A 14134-nucleotide genomic window follows, 5' to 3' on the forward strand; every position below is an offset into this window, starting at 1 on the left:
GAGTGTTCCTATCTCCGCAGCCCCACGGCCGTTTGGACGCGGTACAAGGTTTCGTTAGCGACGAGGTTCATGTCGCGCTCGCTCGACTCCAGTTTGCGTTCAATTGCCTCCTCGTCAACTGCCGCCAGACGCGCTTGGAAATTCGCCAAGAATTCTGCCACTTCATCAGCCACGATTCGCTTGAAATCACCATAGCGTTCCATACCGGTGTACTGGCTGATGGTCTGATCCAAGCTGACGTCTTTTCCGGCGTCTTGGCGTACCAGCGTCAAAATCTCCAGTAGATTGGAAATTCCTGGTTGGTTGTCCCGGTCGTACTGTACTCTGCCCAGCGAGTCGGTGGTGGCACTCATAATCTTTTTGTGTGCCACTTCTGGCTCGTCGCCAAGGAAAATGACACCTTTGCCGCTGTCGTCGGATTTGCTCATCTTTTTGGTCGGGTTCATCAGATCTTTGATTCTCAGACCTTGGTCGTTACCGAAGAATTGATGTTGCTCGGCAACTGGTTTGGGCACGATGAATAAGTCGCCAAATTTGCGGTTCATCCGCTCAGCGATGTCGCGGGTAAATTCTAGGTGTTGCGTCTGGTCGTCGCCAACTGGCACGTAAGTGGCGCCGTAAAGCAAGATGTCGGCAGCCATCAGAACTGGGTAGTTGAAGAGACCGACGGAGACTTCTTTTTCGAAAGTTAGCTCGTTGTATAGTTGCATAAGTTCCATTCTTCCCAGAATGTTATCGTCATTTTTTTGCGCATCAAGAGCTTTTTTGATTCTCTCGGCGACACTGCGAATATCTATCTTACCACCCTTATCCTTAAACTGCGTCATCCGGCTCATCTCGCCAAACCCGGTGAAGCAATCCAAAATCCACGCCAGCTCGCTGTGTGCCGGAACGCGGCCTTGGCGGTACAGATGAATGGCTGGTTTGTCCAGCGGCAGTCCGGCGGCTGTATAAATCCGGGCGTTGCTGAGGATGCTGTCGTACAATTTACTGTGGTCAATCGGCGTAGTGAAGCTGTGAAGATCTGGGATGAACAGATTGATATCAAAATCGGCCGAGCGGCGCTTCGCCATATCGACAATCGGCAAAATGGCACCAAAATAATTGCCAATGTGAATATCGTTGTTGGCGCGCACGCCAGTGAGGATAACGGGTTTTGATGATTTCATTGAATATAATTATACCACTCTACTATGGTGTGATGCTAATTATCGTATTTGTTGTTGTGATTAGACGGCTGGTTAGTAAAGCTCGTCATCATATTGTAACGGTTCATGTTTTAAGTAATCAGTATTATCGGCAGCGTTTAGCACAGTTTCTTCGTCCACTTTCACTTCTATACCACACTCTTCAAGCAACTTAAATAAGATAGACACAGCTTTTTTTATTTCGGACCACCTTCCTATTGATGCATCTGCTATATTTTTGTATATAGTTTCAATATCATGTTTTGAGGCAATCAGATTTTTTTGGTTATCTGTAAAAGTATCTTCTGGTAATAAATTAAGTAGAGCTAATTTCCTTATTTTTTTAGAATCCTCTTTATTATCTAAGAAGCTTTTAATTTTCTGAGACTCGTCAGATAAGCCTAGCACTTCTATAAGCTCTTTGTCTTCTGACGTTACAATATTAAAGATTGAGCTAATTATTCTATGATTGAAGGGATAATTATTCATGATAGTATGAGCAAGCATGTACGGATCAAGAATGTATTCGATTTCTTTTGTAAAATATTGCCTGTAGGTTTCGTTGTTTAATATGACATCCCTCTTAGATTTATAATCTTCGTCTTCTGGGCTTATTGTGGTTGTATTTTCATAATAAATTTTACTTTGGTAGTCGCCTAAAAACTTAGGGTTAGGATATTCTGCTTTTTTGGCTTTTTCCTCGATGAGTGAAGTGAAATTCTCTATGTCTGGGTTGTTTGTAATACTGTCAGTGAATTCAGACAACGCTTCAATATTATTAATAATTTTTTCTATAATATTTGAGTCTGTTAATTTTTCTTTGATCTCGGGGATACTCGAGTATTCCTTTAGGGTAGCAAGGCAACCATAGTCGTAATCATTCTTAGATGGCTCTAGAATTCCACCATCCTCTAATCTTGCGATGTATCTAATGCAGTATTTAACCGCTTGTTCTCTTAAAGATTCCTTATTTTGATGGAGCTGACCTATGATGTTATTTTTAATTTGCTCTTCTAGTAGAGCGTCGAAGCGTAGATCTTCACAACAAGTGGCATTATTTGCAGCGTAATTGCACGTACTGTCGAATTCAGTAATTGTGCGCGTAGTGCCTATCATAAATTCCTCAGCTTTTTTATATAAGTTTTTACTTAAGAATTCAGCAATCATTCCCCTATTGCTATCAAGCCAGTTGTTTGCAGCATTAATCTTCTCAATATCTTCTTTGGATAGTCCTCTGTACTCTTCTGTCTTATCTTTATAGAAAGTATCTATCCAATTTCTAATGACAGGGACACTAATAAATTTGTCATTTGGGTAGTCATCTAGGCGTGCTACAGCAAGGGTCATCCTCACAACGTCAGCGACAGTAGCCTCGCCGTTTCTGTAGGCCCTTTCCATGGTAGATAAAGCCGAGCTTGCGCTTAATCCATTTTGAGGATCTATAGCGCTGAGTTCGGGGCGTGCACCAAAGGACGCCATACGTCGAGTTTTTCCGTCGAATAGGTCTACATAAGCAAAGATGCCTTTTGCGCCTTCCAAAGCAGCCTCAATTTCAGGCGGCAACTGAAGCTCGGGGTGGTTGCGTACATCTTCGAGCGATGGCTTTAGCTGCTCAAAAGGATTGTTATAGTTATTTAAGTCAGATCTTCCAGTTTCCATAATACCCATATTATACGACGATATTACATTAAAGTCAATAGGGGCTATTTATTGATAGTCAAGTGCTGCCTTATAATCCCAGACAAACACTTGGCATATTTATCGGTAATTTCGTGGCTCTGCATAGTCATTGAGCGGTGGGCTATATTCTTATGCTCTTTGGCTAATTGCTTCAAATTCCGTTCGACAATCAGCGGGTCGAGTTTGCCTGACAGAATAGTAATTGGTAGTTTCAATTGTGATATATCAGCCATCGTGGTTTGATTAATAATTGCGGCGTTTAATGCGGTCAGGAAAGATTTGGCGGTGACTTTGTCAGCCTTAAACCCAGCATCGGGCCATATGTTGTGTCGGTCGGCAAATTGCAATAGGCGCTTTGAATTCCTTGGGTGCTTGTTGATAAGGCTGTATAGGGCGCGTAATATTTTTTCTGGATGATGGATTTTTTCGTTAGCTTTAGGTTGATATATTGGCGGGCTACATAAGATTAAAGAGCGGCTTAATCGCGGATATTTCTTAGCGATCTCCACGGCGGCCAACGAGCCCATGGAGTGACCGATGATGATGTCCAGGTGAGTGATTGATTCGCGGCGCAGAGTGGCGGCGATGCTGGTAGCTTGATCTTGGACGTTGTAGGATTTCCAGTCGGGCTTTGGTGAATTGCCAAATCCCAACATGTCAATAGCAATAACCACCGCGTCCTTGGGTAGATATTGCGTCAATGGCTTCCAGGTGCGCCATGAGGTGCCTAATCCATGGACAAGTAAAATCGTAGACTTTGGATTGACTGGGCGGCAAAAATAATGCACGTTTAAGGTGTAAGGAATACGTAGCCAGCGATGGATTATTCTATCAAACATAGCCTTAGTATACTATGAAAATACCCCGCCTGCATATGACGGAGTATTCTCGAGAATTGGCCTCTCCTCTGTTTAACGCTTGGAGAATTGTTCGCGCTTGCGGGCAGAACGCAGACCATATTTCTTGCGCTCTTTCTCGCGTGGGTCACGTTTCAATAGCTCAGCCTTCTTCAGAACTGGACGCAGATCAGCGTGAGCAGCCGTCAATGCTTTGGCGATGCCAAGCTTGATGGCGTCAACTTGACCAGCGAGGCCACCACCTTTGACCAAGATGGTAACGTCGTATTCCTTTTGCTTGCTGACGACAGCTAGTGGGTCGGTCACTTCGGCTAGCAAGGTTTTGTTGCCATCCAAGTACTCAGCGGCTGCTTTGCCGTTGATGGTGATGGTGCCCTTGCCAGGAAGCAAGCGAACACTTGCTGAAGCACTTTTGCGTCGTCCCAAGCCGTAGAAATAGGTATCAGTAGCCATATTACTTTACCTCAACTTTCTCTGGGGTTTGTGCTGTGTGAGCATGCTCGCTACCAGCAAATACGCGCAGGCGCTTGAGGCGTTCTGCTTGCAATTTGTTCTTTGGCAGCATACCTTTGACAGCTTCTTCAATAATTCGTTCTGGGTGGTGTTCACGCATTTCTTTGAACTGCGTTTCTTTGATGCCGCCTGGGAAACCACTGTGACGGTAGTAGTACTTGTCAGTTTCCTTGTAACCCGTAACGACGGTGTTTGCAGCGTTGATAACCACGACGTAGTCGCCACCATCAACGTGCGGCGTGTAAGTTGGCTTGTATTTGCCAGTCAGGTGTTTAGCAATTTCAGTTGCCAGGCGTCCCAGTGGTAATTCGCTCGCGTCAAACAATACCCAGCGGCGAGAAACTTCAGATGGTTTTTGTGAATAAGTCTTCATCTTATTTCTCCTTCTTTGGCATTGGTTTGATGTCGTCGACAAACTCGATGATTGCCATTTGAGCGCCGTCGCCAACACGTAGGCGTGTTCGTTCAACGCGAACGTGTCCGCTGGTGCGGCCGCCCAGCTGTGGGGCAATTTCATCAACCAGTTTGTAAGCAGCAGCGCGGGTACTGAGTGCTGCGATCACCTGGCGGCGGCTGGCTAGATCGCCTTTCTTCGCCTTGGTGATGATTTTTTCAATGTGGCGCTTCAGCTCTTTGGCTTTCGGCAAGGTGGTCTCGATTTTGCCGTGCTCGACCAGGCTGGTTGCCAGCCCTTTCAGCAAGGCTCGCCGTTGATCACGCTCACGGCCGAACTTGCGCCCTTGATATCCGTGTCTATGCATAGTTAAAACTCCAACTCCGCCATCTTGTCGCGTACTTCATCCAGCGCCTTTGAACCAAAGCCTTTCAATTCTCGCAAATCTTGCTCGGTCAAAGTCACCAGGTCGCGAATCGTGCGGATTTCATTGTTAATCAGCGCGTTCGTCGTGCGGGCGCTTAGGTTTAATTCTTCAATTGACATAGCCAATTCTGACTCTTCGTCATCTTTGGTTGTGCCAAGTGCTGGCGCACCAGTCACCATGGTGTTGCCTGCTAAGGCCGTGTATTGGTTAACCAGGATTGCCGCTGCTTCTTCAAACGCCTCGCGTGGAGTAACTGTACCGTTGGTTTCAACGGTAATTGCTAGTTTATCCAAGTTTGTCTCTTGGCCAACACGAGTTGAGTCGACTTTGTAGCGAACACGCAACACTGGTGAATACATTGCATCAATAGCAATCATGTCACTGTGCAAGCGGTTTTCGCTTGACTCTTCAATTGTCTGGTAACCGCAACCTGCTTCTGCCACCAAATCCATCACCAAATGCTTGTTTGGATCGTCAATTGTAGCAATTACTTGCTCTGGGTTAACGACTTCAACATCAGCGTTTGTCTTGATATCAGCGGCAGTTACTTCACCGGCACCAGATTTCTCCAAGCGTAGCTCAACTGGCTCATCGGTAAATACGCGCAAGTGGACGTTTTTCAGGTTAAGCATGATGTCAACAACATCTTCTTTGATACCTTCAACAGTGGTAAACTCGTGAGTTGCGCCCTCAATTTTGAAAGCGACAATCGCACCACCACGAACACTTGATAGCAGAACGCGGCGTAGTGAGTTGCCAAGAGTATTACCGTAGCCTGGGTGAAGCGGCTCGATTAGAAAAGTAGCACTGGTCGCTGAAATGTCATCAACGCTCGCGAGTGCTGGATTGTAAATTGCTTTTGCCATAATTCTTCCCTAACCCTTCTTTTATCGTGAGTAATACTCAACAATTAATTGCTCGTTGATGTCAGCTTCTGCTTCCTCGCGCTTTGGCAAACCAGTTACTTCAATCTTCAGCTTCTTGTTATCGCTCTTTAGCCAGCTCAGTGGGCCTTGGATTGAATTGTTGATTACATCGTCAATGTGCGTAAAGTACTCAGATTTGGTGCTCTTTGGACGAACAGTGATGACGTCGCCAGCCTTAACACGAATCGATGGAATATCGACGCGGCGGCCGTTTAGCTCAAAGTGGCCGTGGCTGACCAGCTGGCGAGCAGCGCGGCGTGATACAGCGAAGCCAGAGCGGTAAACGACGTTGTCCAGGCGGCGCTCCAACAATTTCAACAGGTTCTCGCCTGCCAAACCTTCTTGGGCGCGTGTTGCTTCGTCCATCAGCCGAGCAAATTGCTTTTCAACCAAACCGTACAGGCGGCGAACCTTTTGCTTTTCACGCAGCTGTGTTGCGTACAAACTTGGTTTGTTGTGTCGGCTGTGTGCGTGCTGACCTGGAATGCCAGATTTTCGTGCCAAAACTTTATGTGCTTTTGGATGAAGCGCATAACCTTCGCGGCGGCTTTGCTTGACAATCGGTGAATTATCTCGTGCCATAATTATGCCCTCCGTGCCTTTCGTGGACGAACGCCGCCGTGAGGCACGCCAGTTACGTCCTTAATACTTTCTACTGAGATGTCGAAAGCGCCAACCGCACGAATAGCGGCATCGCGGCCCAAACCGACACCTTTGACGAAAACGTCAACTGATTTCAAACCATACTGAGTTTTCGCAGCTTCAGCAGCTTTTTCAGCGGCAACCTGTGAAGCATAGGCGGTGCCTTTTTTGCTACCGCGGAAACCACATGCACCAGCTGATGAAGCGGTCAACACGTTACCCTTCTTGTCAGAAAAGGTAACAATGGTGTTGTTAAATGTTGCTTGAATATGCAGCTGACCAGCTGGGACTGATCGGCGCTGCTTTTTCTTGGTAGATTTTGCGTCTGCCATTTCTTAGTCCTTTCTTTAGGTCTTACTTGCTGCTTTTGGTTGTGTACCGCCCACGGCGATGGCGCGACCCTTGCGAGTTCGTGCATTCGTACGAGTCCGCTGTCCGCGTGTCGGCAGTCCTGCTTTGTGGCGAAGACCGCGATAGGCGTTGATATCCTTCAAGCGCTTAATGTTGTTAGTTACCAAGCGCTGGAGATCACCTTCGACGGTGTATTCGCTGTCGATAATTTCGCGAATCTTGTTTTCTTCAGCCTCGGTGAGATCTTTCACCCGAGTGGTCGGCTCAATCTTAGCCGCCGCAAGGATGCTCGAAGCGTGCTTTGGCCCAATCCCATAAATATAGGTGAGCGCAATTTGCACCTGCTTCTCTGTTGGGATAACTACCCCAGCAATTCGAGCCATGCTTAACCCTGCCTTTGCTTATTCTTAGGTTTTTTCTTGTTGATGACGTACAACCGACCCTTACGGCGGACAAACTTGTCATCGGGGCTGATTTTTTTCACACCTGCACGAACTTTCATAAAGTGCTCAAATCTCCCTTCCCGAGTAAACCCGAGATTAACGTTAATATTTGACTACCGGCCCTGCTGGGGTCGATCGTCACGTAGGCGGAAGCTGATTCGTCCCTTTGTAAGATCGTAAGGGGTCATCTCAACTTCAACCTTATCACCAGGCACTAGGCGAATATAGTGCTTGCGCATTCGTCCTGAAATGTGCGCGATGATACTATGGCCGTTCTCCAGTTCCACCCTAAATTGAGTATTAGGCAGTGCTTCCACTACCTTTCCTACCATTTTGATGACTTCCTTTTGACTCGCCATAAGTTACAGTTGTCAATTATACAGTACCAGGCGTAGTTTGACAAGGGGTATTTTCATAAATTTATGTGCTATAATTTAGCTATCAAATTTAACATAAGGATTTTTATGGCAAGTACGAAAAATCGGACAAAAACTCAGGCGAAAAAATCTCAGATTGAGATGTTGGTGCCGGTATTGATTGGTGTGGTGGTAATTTTAGCGCTAATAAGTAGCTGCTTAGCTTGGCAGTTGAAAAACCAAGTTCCACATAAAGCTCCTCAGGTAGCAGAAAAAGTCGGTAATGGTTTTGTTAGTCTGGGGTCTTTAGGCTTTCGGCTTGAGGGCGGTAAGGCGGTTGCGCGGCATGATGCGACCACACAGGAAATTCTTAATTTTCTGAAAAAAGAAGTTGAGAAGTCGGGCTGCAATGATAACAGCGGTGCGGCCAGCGTGATTACTCATTCGCGTGATGAGAAACAATTGCTGCTGGGATTTGGCTGTGGCAGTACGGCTGCGCGAATGTTTGCGGTTAAGAAGGAAGATGGCTGGAAAGCAATTTCACCAACTAACCAGTTTAATACGTTCGATATTCCAAGCTGCAAAATGACTGATGAGAATAACATTAGTAAGGAAATCGCGCCAGTCTGTCAAAACGAGAAAAAAGATGGCGATAATCTATCTTACGATTACAGGTTACGCTAGAATATTTTATAAAATAATTCCCCGCTTTATCGGCGGGGATTTTTTATAATAATTATTTTTTCTTAAACAAGCGGCGTTTTTTAGATTTTTTACCACCGTCGAGTAACTCATCTGGGTCAAAGTCATCATAGGTGACCATCAATGCTCGCGAGTTAATCTGCCTTAAGGTCTCAAGTCCAACTGATACAATAATCAGGATTCCGGTACCGCCGATTGATAGGCGTAAGCCTCGTAGGCCCGTCAAATGATATGTCAGATATTCAGCGACAAATGGCAGAATTGCTACAATTCCCAGAACAATTGAGCCAAACAGAATTAAGCGATTAACGGTCTTTGTTAAGTACTTCTCGGTTTGAGCGCCTGGACGAACACCCTCGATGAAGCCGCCTTGCTTTTGTAAGTTTTCAGCAATTTCATTAGCATTAAAGACGATGCCAGTATAAAAGTACGTGAAGGCGATGACTAAGAGGAAGTATAGCGTTGGATAGATGAACGCTTCAGCAGTACTGCCTGTAAATGAGCCAGCGCTTGGCGCCTGGAACCAGGTGATGAGCTTGTCGGCTGTCGGCAGAAGATTGGCATTACCAGATGCTTTCATGACTTGACCAACGAACTGCGGCAAGCTAAGAAACGCAACTGCAAAAATAACTGGGATAACGCCAGCCGCAATCAGCTTGACTGGCAGAATGCTTTTTACGTCACCATAGTTACTATTGCCGTGGACGCGTTTGGCATAATTGATAGTAATAACACGCTGCGCTTCGTTGATTTTCACCAGGAAGTACAGAACGATAAGTCCCGCAATAGACATGATAAGCACTGTCCAGAACATGGTCGGGTTAAGAGGTAGCGTAAACCAGTTAAATACGTTCAGGCTGCCTGATGAAGTGTCGAGCAGTGAAGAAATGAGCGACGCAAGCATTTGCGGTAGCTGGCTAATAATTCCGGCAAAAATCACGATGGAAATACCGTTGCCAATGCCCTGCTCCGTAATCAATTCACCTAGCCACATCAACAGAACTGAGCCAGCAGTCATGGCGGTAACAGATACAATCCACTCCATCGTCGTTGGGTCAGCTAGCGTTGTTGAGCCACCTTGAAGAACTGTTTGGCGTAGAATGAAGATAAAGGCGATTGACTGAACGATAGCCAACGGAACGGTAATCATGCGTGTCCATTGCTGAATTTTACGACGACCAGTTTCACCGTCCTTGTGAAGTTCTTCTAGCTTCGGAATTGCTTTAGTTAATAGCTGAATAATGATACTGGCGGTAATAAATGGACTAAGTCCGACCAACACTAAAGAAAAGCTTGATAGTGCGCCGCCAGAAAGCAGGTTCAAAATTCCGCCCAAATCAGTCTGTCCGAGCACTGATGAAATCGCATTACGTAGCTGGGTCGGTTCAGCCAATGGCACTGGTATATGCGCCAACAATCTGTAAACGACGATTATTCCAACGACAATCAATAATCGCTTTTGCATGTCTTTATTTTTTAGCGAGCGGAAAATTATTCTCCAATTCATGTTTTAGCCCCTCATAGTCTCTAACAATTCTTAACTCTGTTAATTATACATTACCACAACTAATATTTCCATACTGAAATAAAGAATCCCCTTATTCTGTGGAGGGGATTCTTGTGCTTGACGAGAATATTTATTTCTCTTCAGCTTCTTTCATGCTTTGGCGCAGCGGTGTTGCGACTTTTTCAAATGAGCCGCCAGCTTTTTCAATCGCTGTAACGACTGAAGCGGACGCAGCTTGCACTTTCAAGTCAACCTTGGCTTTCAATTCACCGCGGGCTATCACCTTGACTGTGTGGAACGGTGTCGCGATGTAGCCTTCGGTAAATAGCAATGCGTTGTCGACAGTTTTGCCGTCAAAGGCGTTCAAGTGGTCGAGGTAGACTACCTGAGCTGGCGTGCGCAAGCTCTTGAAACCGCGAGCTTTTGGCACAGCCTGAGCCAGTGGGCGCTGACCACCTTGGAACATAGCGCGAAGCTTTTTACCAGTGCGGGCGTTCTGACCTTTGGTACCACGACCAGCGGTTTTACCTTGACCAGCAGCGATACCGCGGCCGACGCGCTTTTTATTCTTATTTGCTGAAACTTGGAGATCGTTGTATTTCATTACTTAGCCTCCTTTTTAGCAGCTTTTTTGACCGGCTGAACGCCCAGCCACTCCTCGTGCGGAACCAGTGATTTCAATGCTTCAATGGTTGCGTAAGCGATGTTCACCTTGTTGGTTGAACCAAGTGACTTGGTCAGCAGGTTACGAACACCAGTTACACCGATGATCTGTCGGACAACACCACCAGCGATGATACCGGTACCAGGAGCGGCTGGCTTGATCAGTACGCGGGCGCCTGAAAACTTGACTTCGCTGTCGTGTGGAATTGTTTCGCCATTCAGTGGCAAGGTGATCAAGTGCTTCTTAGCAACTGAGGTTGCCTTGGCAACGGCAGCTTGCACGTCGGCACCTTTGGCTACACCAACACCGACCTTGTCCTTGCGGTTACCAACAACCACCAACGCCTTAAAGCGGAAGCGGCGGCCACCTTTGACCACGCGGGACACGCGGTCAATGTTGATGACCAATTCTTCAAACTCTTTTGGTACGTCATCACGCACATTTCGCCGGTCATCGCGGCGACCACCACGCGGACTGCGAGGCCGACGGCCTTCTGCGCGTGGGGTAGTATTTGCAGCTTGTTCTGCCATACTAGAACTCCAATCCTTCTTGGCGCGCAGCCTCAGCCAATGCCTTCAAGCGACCAGCGTACTGGCGGCCATTGCGGTCAAAGACCACTGCGCTAATTTTACTTTTCTTTGCTTTCTTAGCAATTTCCGTACCGATGGTAGCACATTTTTCGCTCATCGTACCTTTTGCTTTGGTGCCAACGGTGGTTGCGGCAGCCAATGTCTTGCCTGCGACGTCGTCGATCAGCTGAGCACTAACATGCATGTTGCTGATGGTGACGGTTAGGCGTGGGCGCTCTGCAGTGCCTGAAACTTTCGCGCGAACGCGGTTTTTGCGAAGAGCGCGGTTGAGTAATTTCTTGTTTTCAGCCATGATTACTTACCTGTCTTTCCTGCTTTGCGCAAAATCTGCTCGTCGGCATACTTGATACCCTTGCCCTTGTATGGCTCAGGCTTCTTCAGCGCGCGGATTTCCGCAGCGACTTGACCGACTTGCTGTTTATTGATACCGCTAACGATGATGGTCATCTTTTCATTGGTAACGGTGATGCCCTCTGGGGCTTTGTATTTGACTGGGTGTGAAAACCCGAGCGCCATTTCCAGCTCATTGTTACTGGAACTCACGCGGAAACCGACACCATTGACTTCGAGACGCTTCTCATAGCCTTTGGTAACGCCGATTACCATGTTGTTGATCAGCGCGCGCATCAGACCGTGCTGGGCGCGAGCAGTTTTGGACTCATCCTTCGGATGAACCGTGACTTGTCCGTCTTCGACTTTCACCTCAACTGCTGGCGTGATGAATTGTGTCAATTCACCTTTCGGGCCCTTTACGACCACATCACCAGAGTCAACCGTGATTGTCACACCGGCCGGAATAACCACCGGCAGTTTTCCGATTCGACTCAGACTCATTACTCACCTTTCGTGTGATTTGATATTAACCCTGGTATTTTAGCATAGATTAGGGGTGAAATGCAAGGTTTTTGATCGTCCTGCTTAGTTACCGTATGGAATGAGTAGAACAATCGCCAAAATGCCGAGAGTAATATATGTCGCTAGCGCAGCCTTGGTTAAATACGGTTCCGTCATGGCGTAGATTTTACGCACTTCGTAATAATCCCATAGCCGCCAACCAGAGATCATTAACAGAATACCAGCGAAGATACTTAAATAGCCGCTGACATCGATGTGCCAAAGAAAGTTTGATGCATCAATTAGAGCAATGAATGTAGCCATCCCCATTGTCGACCAGAAGCGTGCCTGTGGCTTTTGTCCGACAGCAATAAAGCAGGCAGCGGCGACCATGATTAACTCAACGAGAGGATTTTCCATAAATAGTACCTGAATATAATAACTGGGAACTCCCTGCCTGGGGTCAGCACTGCCAATAAGCCAGCCCATTCCGTAGAGCAGTGGCACCATAACGACAATAGATAACAAGAAGGGTAAAAAATCAACAGTGAAGACATCTTTGACAGTTATTTCTGCTTGGTTTGATGTTTTTGTCATATGGAGGAAGCTACGCATATGATTACAGTATAGCAAAATACGTTATACTAAAAGTTATATTAGGCGAGGGCTGACTGATCTTTAAGCATATAAAAATAAACGCCCTGCACGAGAGGGGCTTTATTTCATTTATTGTGATCCTCTAGTACACCTTCAACAACAACTCACCGCCAAGTTTTTGATTGGCCGCTTCGTTGATGGTGACGACCAGTACGCCACGAGGCTTAGCGTCCTCTAGTTTAACATCTGCGAGATAGCCGACTAATTGTTCGGCGATGACTTTTTTCATCTTGCTACCTTTCTACCATGTTTAACTACTACTTTTACACGGTGGGTAGATTATTTATTTGGCTTTGTATAGCGGCCTGCAACTCTGCGCTTTCGCTTGCCCATGGAATGTGTCGTGTGAGTTCATCAACTGTTACAAATTTAGCATACCGTATCTGCTCTTCCTGTATTTGCTCTTTGTCCTCGTTCTGTTGATGTAAGATATACTCATCGGCATTCTTATCAAGGTTCAAGCTAACCCGAAGTTGTAAGTACTCGTTATCATTTTTTAAGCTATCTGTTTCCAAGATATCGTAATAACCAAAGAACTTATACTGACTAGATACGCTGTCTGTATTAATTCCCGTCTCTTCTTCTACTTCACGTACAATAGTTTGCAAGCAGGTCTCGTGCTTATTTGGTTTTCCACCGGGCAGCTGCCACTTTCGACCATCCTTAGAGACGATGGCTATTTTATTATCGTGAGTAAAAAGCCAAGCATATACCTGATTTACTGGAAGAGCCTGATCTTCCAGGCGAATTTCTTTACCATCTTTCCAAGAGCGTGCTTTAATAGTTTTTCTTATGGTGTTCATAATATCTACTAAATTTATTGCCTGGGCTAGCCAGCCTAGTCTATTATACTTTATATCCCCGGGTGTCAGAAAGTGTCCTACGTTTTCTTTTATAGCACAGAGCGACAATTATCGCTAAACTCCAATTATTAAAAGCACCCCCCGTTTGAGGAGCGCTCTTATGTTTCTGGCGTGATTGTGATGTCGGGAAACTAGTACACTTTCAGCAACAACTCACCGCCAAGCTTCGCCTTGGCTGCCTCAGCGCCAGTCATGACACCTTTTGAGGTTGAGATGAGTACCAAACCGCGGCCGCTTTTCACCTTTGGAATCTCGCTAGCGCCGACGTAGACACGACGACCTGGCTTTGAGACACGAGTGATCTCGTTGATGGTGCTGTTGGTACCTTCTTCGTTGATGGTCACGACCAGCACGCCACGAGGCTTAGCGTCCTCTAGTTTAACATCTGCGAGGTAGCCGTTTTTGACTAATTGCTCAGCGATGACTTTTTTCATCTTGCTGGACGGAACACGAACTTCCGTCTTGCCAACCAGTTTCGCATTGCGAATGCGCGTCAGAAGGTCGGCGATTGGGTCTGTAGTTTGCATAGACATTGTCGAAT

The 14134-nt window shown here is 46.4% G+C and carries 22 protein-coding genes; 1 reads left to right on the forward strand and 21 read right to left on the reverse strand.

The window, feature by feature from the left end:
• Positions 1 to 8: 8 nt before the first annotated feature.
• From trpS to infA, 12 genes are all read right to left on the reverse strand, one after another.
• Complete coding sequence (gene trpS, locus TM074_RS01770; RefSeq protein WP_369000669.1) at positions 9 to 1169, reverse strand: tryptophan--tRNA ligase; 1161 nt, start codon at positions 1167 to 1169, stop codon at positions 9 to 11.
• A 72-nt stretch (positions 1170 to 1241) separates the two neighbouring features.
• Positions 1242 to 2846 carry a hypothetical protein gene (locus tag TM074_RS01775; protein ID WP_369000670.1) on the reverse strand — a complete coding sequence of 535 codons (1605 nt, stop codon included), beginning with the start codon at positions 2844 to 2846 and terminating at the stop codon, positions 1242 to 1244.
• A gap of 44 nt (positions 2847 to 2890) precedes the next feature.
• Positions 2891 to 3706, reverse strand: a complete 816-nt coding sequence (locus TM074_RS01780; protein WP_369000671.1) for an alpha/beta fold hydrolase — start codon at positions 3704 to 3706, stop codon at positions 2891 to 2893.
• Positions 3707 to 3778: 72 nt separating this feature from the next.
• Positions 3779 to 4177 carry a 30S ribosomal protein S9 gene (gene rpsI, locus TM074_RS01785; protein WP_039327349.1) on the reverse strand — a complete coding sequence of 133 codons (399 nt, stop codon included), beginning with the start codon at positions 4175 to 4177 and terminating at the stop codon, positions 3779 to 3781.
• A 1-nt stretch (position 4178) separates the two neighbouring features.
• Positions 4179 to 4610: a 50S ribosomal protein L13 gene (rplM, locus tag TM074_RS01790; protein ID WP_369000672.1), complete on the reverse strand. Its 432-nt coding sequence runs from the start codon at positions 4608 to 4610 to the stop codon at positions 4179 to 4181.
• 1 nt (position 4611) lies between these two features.
• The gene (rplQ, locus tag TM074_RS01795; RefSeq protein ID WP_369000673.1) at positions 4612 to 4998 is read right to left on the reverse strand and encodes a 50S ribosomal protein L17; all 387 of its coding nucleotides are present in this window, start codon (positions 4996 to 4998) and stop codon (positions 4612 to 4614) included.
• A 2-nt stretch (positions 4999 to 5000) separates the two neighbouring features.
• Positions 5001 to 5924, reverse strand: a complete 924-nt coding sequence (locus TM074_RS01800) for a DNA-directed RNA polymerase subunit alpha (protein ID WP_369000674.1) — start codon at positions 5922 to 5924, stop codon at positions 5001 to 5003.
• Between the two features lie 21 nt (positions 5925 to 5945).
• The gene (gene rpsD, locus TM074_RS01805) at positions 5946 to 6566 is read right to left on the reverse strand and encodes a 30S ribosomal protein S4 (protein WP_369000675.1); all 621 of its coding nucleotides are present in this window, start codon (positions 6564 to 6566) and stop codon (positions 5946 to 5948) included.
• A gap of 2 nt (positions 6567 to 6568) precedes the next feature.
• Positions 6569 to 6958 (reverse strand): 30S ribosomal protein S11, encoded by a 390-nt coding sequence (gene rpsK / locus TM074_RS01810; protein WP_138078946.1) that lies wholly within the window; start codon positions 6956 to 6958, stop codon positions 6569 to 6571.
• A gap of 15 nt (positions 6959 to 6973) precedes the next feature.
• Positions 6974 to 7360 (reverse strand): 30S ribosomal protein S13, encoded by a 387-nt coding sequence (rpsM, locus tag TM074_RS01815; protein WP_039327369.1) that lies wholly within the window; start codon positions 7358 to 7360, stop codon positions 6974 to 6976.
• Positions 7361 to 7362: 2 nt separating this feature from the next.
• Complete coding sequence (gene rpmJ / locus TM074_RS01820) at positions 7363 to 7479, reverse strand: 50S ribosomal protein L36 (protein WP_082001337.1); 117 nt, start codon at positions 7477 to 7479, stop codon at positions 7363 to 7365.
• A 54-nt stretch (positions 7480 to 7533) separates the two neighbouring features.
• The gene (gene infA / locus TM074_RS01825) at positions 7534 to 7779 is read right to left on the reverse strand and encodes a translation initiation factor IF-1 (RefSeq protein WP_039327371.1); all 246 of its coding nucleotides are present in this window, start codon (positions 7777 to 7779) and stop codon (positions 7534 to 7536) included.
• Positions 7780 to 7884: 105 nt separating this feature from the next.
• Between infA and TM074_RS01830 the strand changes: the two genes are divergently transcribed.
• Complete coding sequence (locus TM074_RS01830; RefSeq protein WP_369000676.1) at positions 7885 to 8460, forward strand: hypothetical protein; 576 nt, start codon at positions 7885 to 7887, stop codon at positions 8458 to 8460.
• A gap of 52 nt (positions 8461 to 8512) precedes the next feature.
• Here the strand turns inward: TM074_RS01830 and secY are convergent, their stop codons facing one another.
• The 9 genes from secY to rpsH all read right to left on the reverse strand — a co-directional run bounded on the left by secY (position 8513) and on the right by rpsH (position 14120).
• Positions 8513 to 9985 (reverse strand): preprotein translocase subunit SecY, encoded by a 1473-nt coding sequence (gene secY, locus TM074_RS01835; RefSeq protein ID WP_369000677.1) that lies wholly within the window; start codon positions 9983 to 9985, stop codon positions 8513 to 8515.
• Between the two features lie 130 nt (positions 9986 to 10115).
• Complete coding sequence (rplO, locus tag TM074_RS01840) at positions 10116 to 10589, reverse strand: 50S ribosomal protein L15 (protein ID WP_369000678.1); 474 nt, start codon at positions 10587 to 10589, stop codon at positions 10116 to 10118.
• Positions 10589 to 11179, reverse strand: coding sequence for a 30S ribosomal protein S5 (rpsE, locus tag TM074_RS01845; RefSeq protein WP_369000679.1), 591 nt, complete (start codon positions 11177 to 11179; stop codon positions 10589 to 10591). Before rpsE ends, rplO begins: the two co-directional genes overlap by 1 nt.
• A gap of 1 nt (position 11180) precedes the next feature.
• Complete coding sequence (gene rplR, locus TM074_RS01850; RefSeq protein WP_369000680.1) at positions 11181 to 11531, reverse strand: 50S ribosomal protein L18; 351 nt, start codon at positions 11529 to 11531, stop codon at positions 11181 to 11183.
• Positions 11532 to 11533: 2 nt separating this feature from the next.
• Positions 11534 to 12067, reverse strand: coding sequence for a 50S ribosomal protein L6 (gene rplF, locus TM074_RS01855; RefSeq protein ID WP_138077895.1), 534 nt, complete (start codon positions 12065 to 12067; stop codon positions 11534 to 11536).
• A gap of 90 nt (positions 12068 to 12157) precedes the next feature.
• Complete coding sequence (locus TM074_RS01860; RefSeq protein WP_369000681.1) at positions 12158 to 12688, reverse strand: hypothetical protein; 531 nt, start codon at positions 12686 to 12688, stop codon at positions 12158 to 12160.
• A gap of 124 nt (positions 12689 to 12812) precedes the next feature.
• On the reverse strand, positions 12813 to 12959 hold the full coding sequence (locus tag TM074_RS01865) for a hypothetical protein (protein WP_369000682.1): 147 nt from the start codon (positions 12957 to 12959) through the stop codon (positions 12813 to 12815).
• A gap of 34 nt (positions 12960 to 12993) precedes the next feature.
• On the reverse strand, positions 12994 to 13533 hold the full coding sequence (locus tag TM074_RS01870; RefSeq protein ID WP_369000683.1) for an NUDIX hydrolase: 540 nt from the start codon (positions 13531 to 13533) through the stop codon (positions 12994 to 12996).
• Between the two features lie 191 nt (positions 13534 to 13724).
• Positions 13725 to 14120 (reverse strand): 30S ribosomal protein S8, encoded by a 396-nt coding sequence (gene rpsH, locus TM074_RS01875; protein WP_052198823.1) that lies wholly within the window; start codon positions 14118 to 14120, stop codon positions 13725 to 13727.
• Positions 14121 to 14134: the final 14 nt, after the last annotated feature.

The sequence above is a fragment of the Candidatus Nanosynbacter sp. TM7-074 genome, assembly GCF_041006295.1.
In the GTDB taxonomy this organism is placed as follows: Bacteria; Patescibacteriota; Saccharimonadia; order Saccharimonadales; family Saccharimonadaceae; genus Nanosynbacter.

Excerpts from the sequence above, each read along its gene's own strand:
- trpS (WP_369000669.1), bottom strand. The coding sequence starts at position 1,169 with ATGAAATCATCAAAACCCGTTATCCTCACTGGCGTGCGCGCCAACAAC.
- TM074_RS01775 (WP_369000670.1), bottom strand. The coding sequence starts at position 2,846 with ATGGAAACTGGAAGATCTGACTTAAATAACTATAACAATCCTTTTGAG.
- TM074_RS01780 (WP_369000671.1), bottom strand. The coding sequence starts at position 3,706 with ATGTTTGATAGAATAATCCATCGCTGGCTACGTATTCCTTACACCTTA.
- rpsI (WP_039327349.1), bottom strand. The coding sequence starts at position 4,177 with ATGGCTACTGATACCTATTTCTACGGCTTGGGACGACGCAAAAGTGCT.
- rplM (WP_369000672.1), bottom strand. The coding sequence starts at position 4,610 with ATGAAGACTTATTCACAAAAACCATCTGAAGTTTCTCGCCGCTGGGTA.
- rplQ (WP_369000673.1), bottom strand. The coding sequence starts at position 4,998 with ATGCATAGACACGGATATCAAGGGCGCAAGTTCGGCCGTGAGCGTGAT.
- TM074_RS01800 (WP_369000674.1), bottom strand. The coding sequence starts at position 5,924 with ATGGCAAAAGCAATTTACAATCCAGCACTCGCGAGCGTTGATGACATT.
- rpsD (WP_369000675.1), bottom strand. The coding sequence starts at position 6,566 with ATGGCACGAGATAATTCACCGATTGTCAAGCAAAGCCGCCGCGAAGGT.
- rpsK (WP_138078946.1), bottom strand. The coding sequence starts at position 6,958 with ATGGCAGACGCAAAATCTACCAAGAAAAAGCAGCGCCGATCAGTCCCA.
- rpsM (WP_039327369.1), bottom strand. The coding sequence starts at position 7,360 with ATGGCTCGAATTGCTGGGGTAGTTATCCCAACAGAGAAGCAGGTGCAA.
- rpmJ (WP_082001337.1), bottom strand. The coding sequence starts at position 7,479 with ATGAAAGTTCGTGCAGGTGTGAAAAAAATCAGCCCCGATGACAAGTTT.
- infA (WP_039327371.1), bottom strand. The coding sequence starts at position 7,779 with ATGGCGAGTCAAAAGGAAGTCATCAAAATGGTAGGAAAGGTAGTGGAA.
- TM074_RS01830 (WP_369000676.1), top strand. The coding sequence starts at position 7,885 with ATGGCAAGTACGAAAAATCGGACAAAAACTCAGGCGAAAAAATCTCAG.
- secY (WP_369000677.1), bottom strand. The coding sequence starts at position 9,985 with ATGAATTGGAGAATAATTTTCCGCTCGCTAAAAAATAAAGACATGCAA.
- rplO (WP_369000678.1), bottom strand. The coding sequence starts at position 10,589 with ATGAAATACAACGATCTCCAAGTTTCAGCAAATAAGAATAAAAAGCGC.
- rpsE (WP_369000679.1), bottom strand. The coding sequence starts at position 11,179 with ATGGCAGAACAAGCTGCAAATACTACCCCACGCGCAGAAGGCCGTCGG.
- rplR (WP_369000680.1), bottom strand. The coding sequence starts at position 11,531 with ATGGCTGAAAACAAGAAATTACTCAACCGCGCTCTTCGCAAAAACCGC.
- TM074_RS01860 (WP_369000681.1), bottom strand. The coding sequence starts at position 12,688 with ATGCGTAGCTTCCTCCATATGACAAAAACATCAAACCAAGCAGAAATA.
- TM074_RS01865 (WP_369000682.1), bottom strand. The coding sequence starts at position 12,959 with ATGAAAAAAGTCATCGCCGAACAATTAGTCGGCTATCTCGCAGATGTT.
- TM074_RS01870 (WP_369000683.1), bottom strand. The coding sequence starts at position 13,533 with ATGAACACCATAAGAAAAACTATTAAAGCACGCTCTTGGAAAGATGGT.
- rpsH (WP_052198823.1), bottom strand. The coding sequence starts at position 14,120 with ATGCAAACTACAGACCCAATCGCCGACCTTCTGACGCGCATTCGCAAT.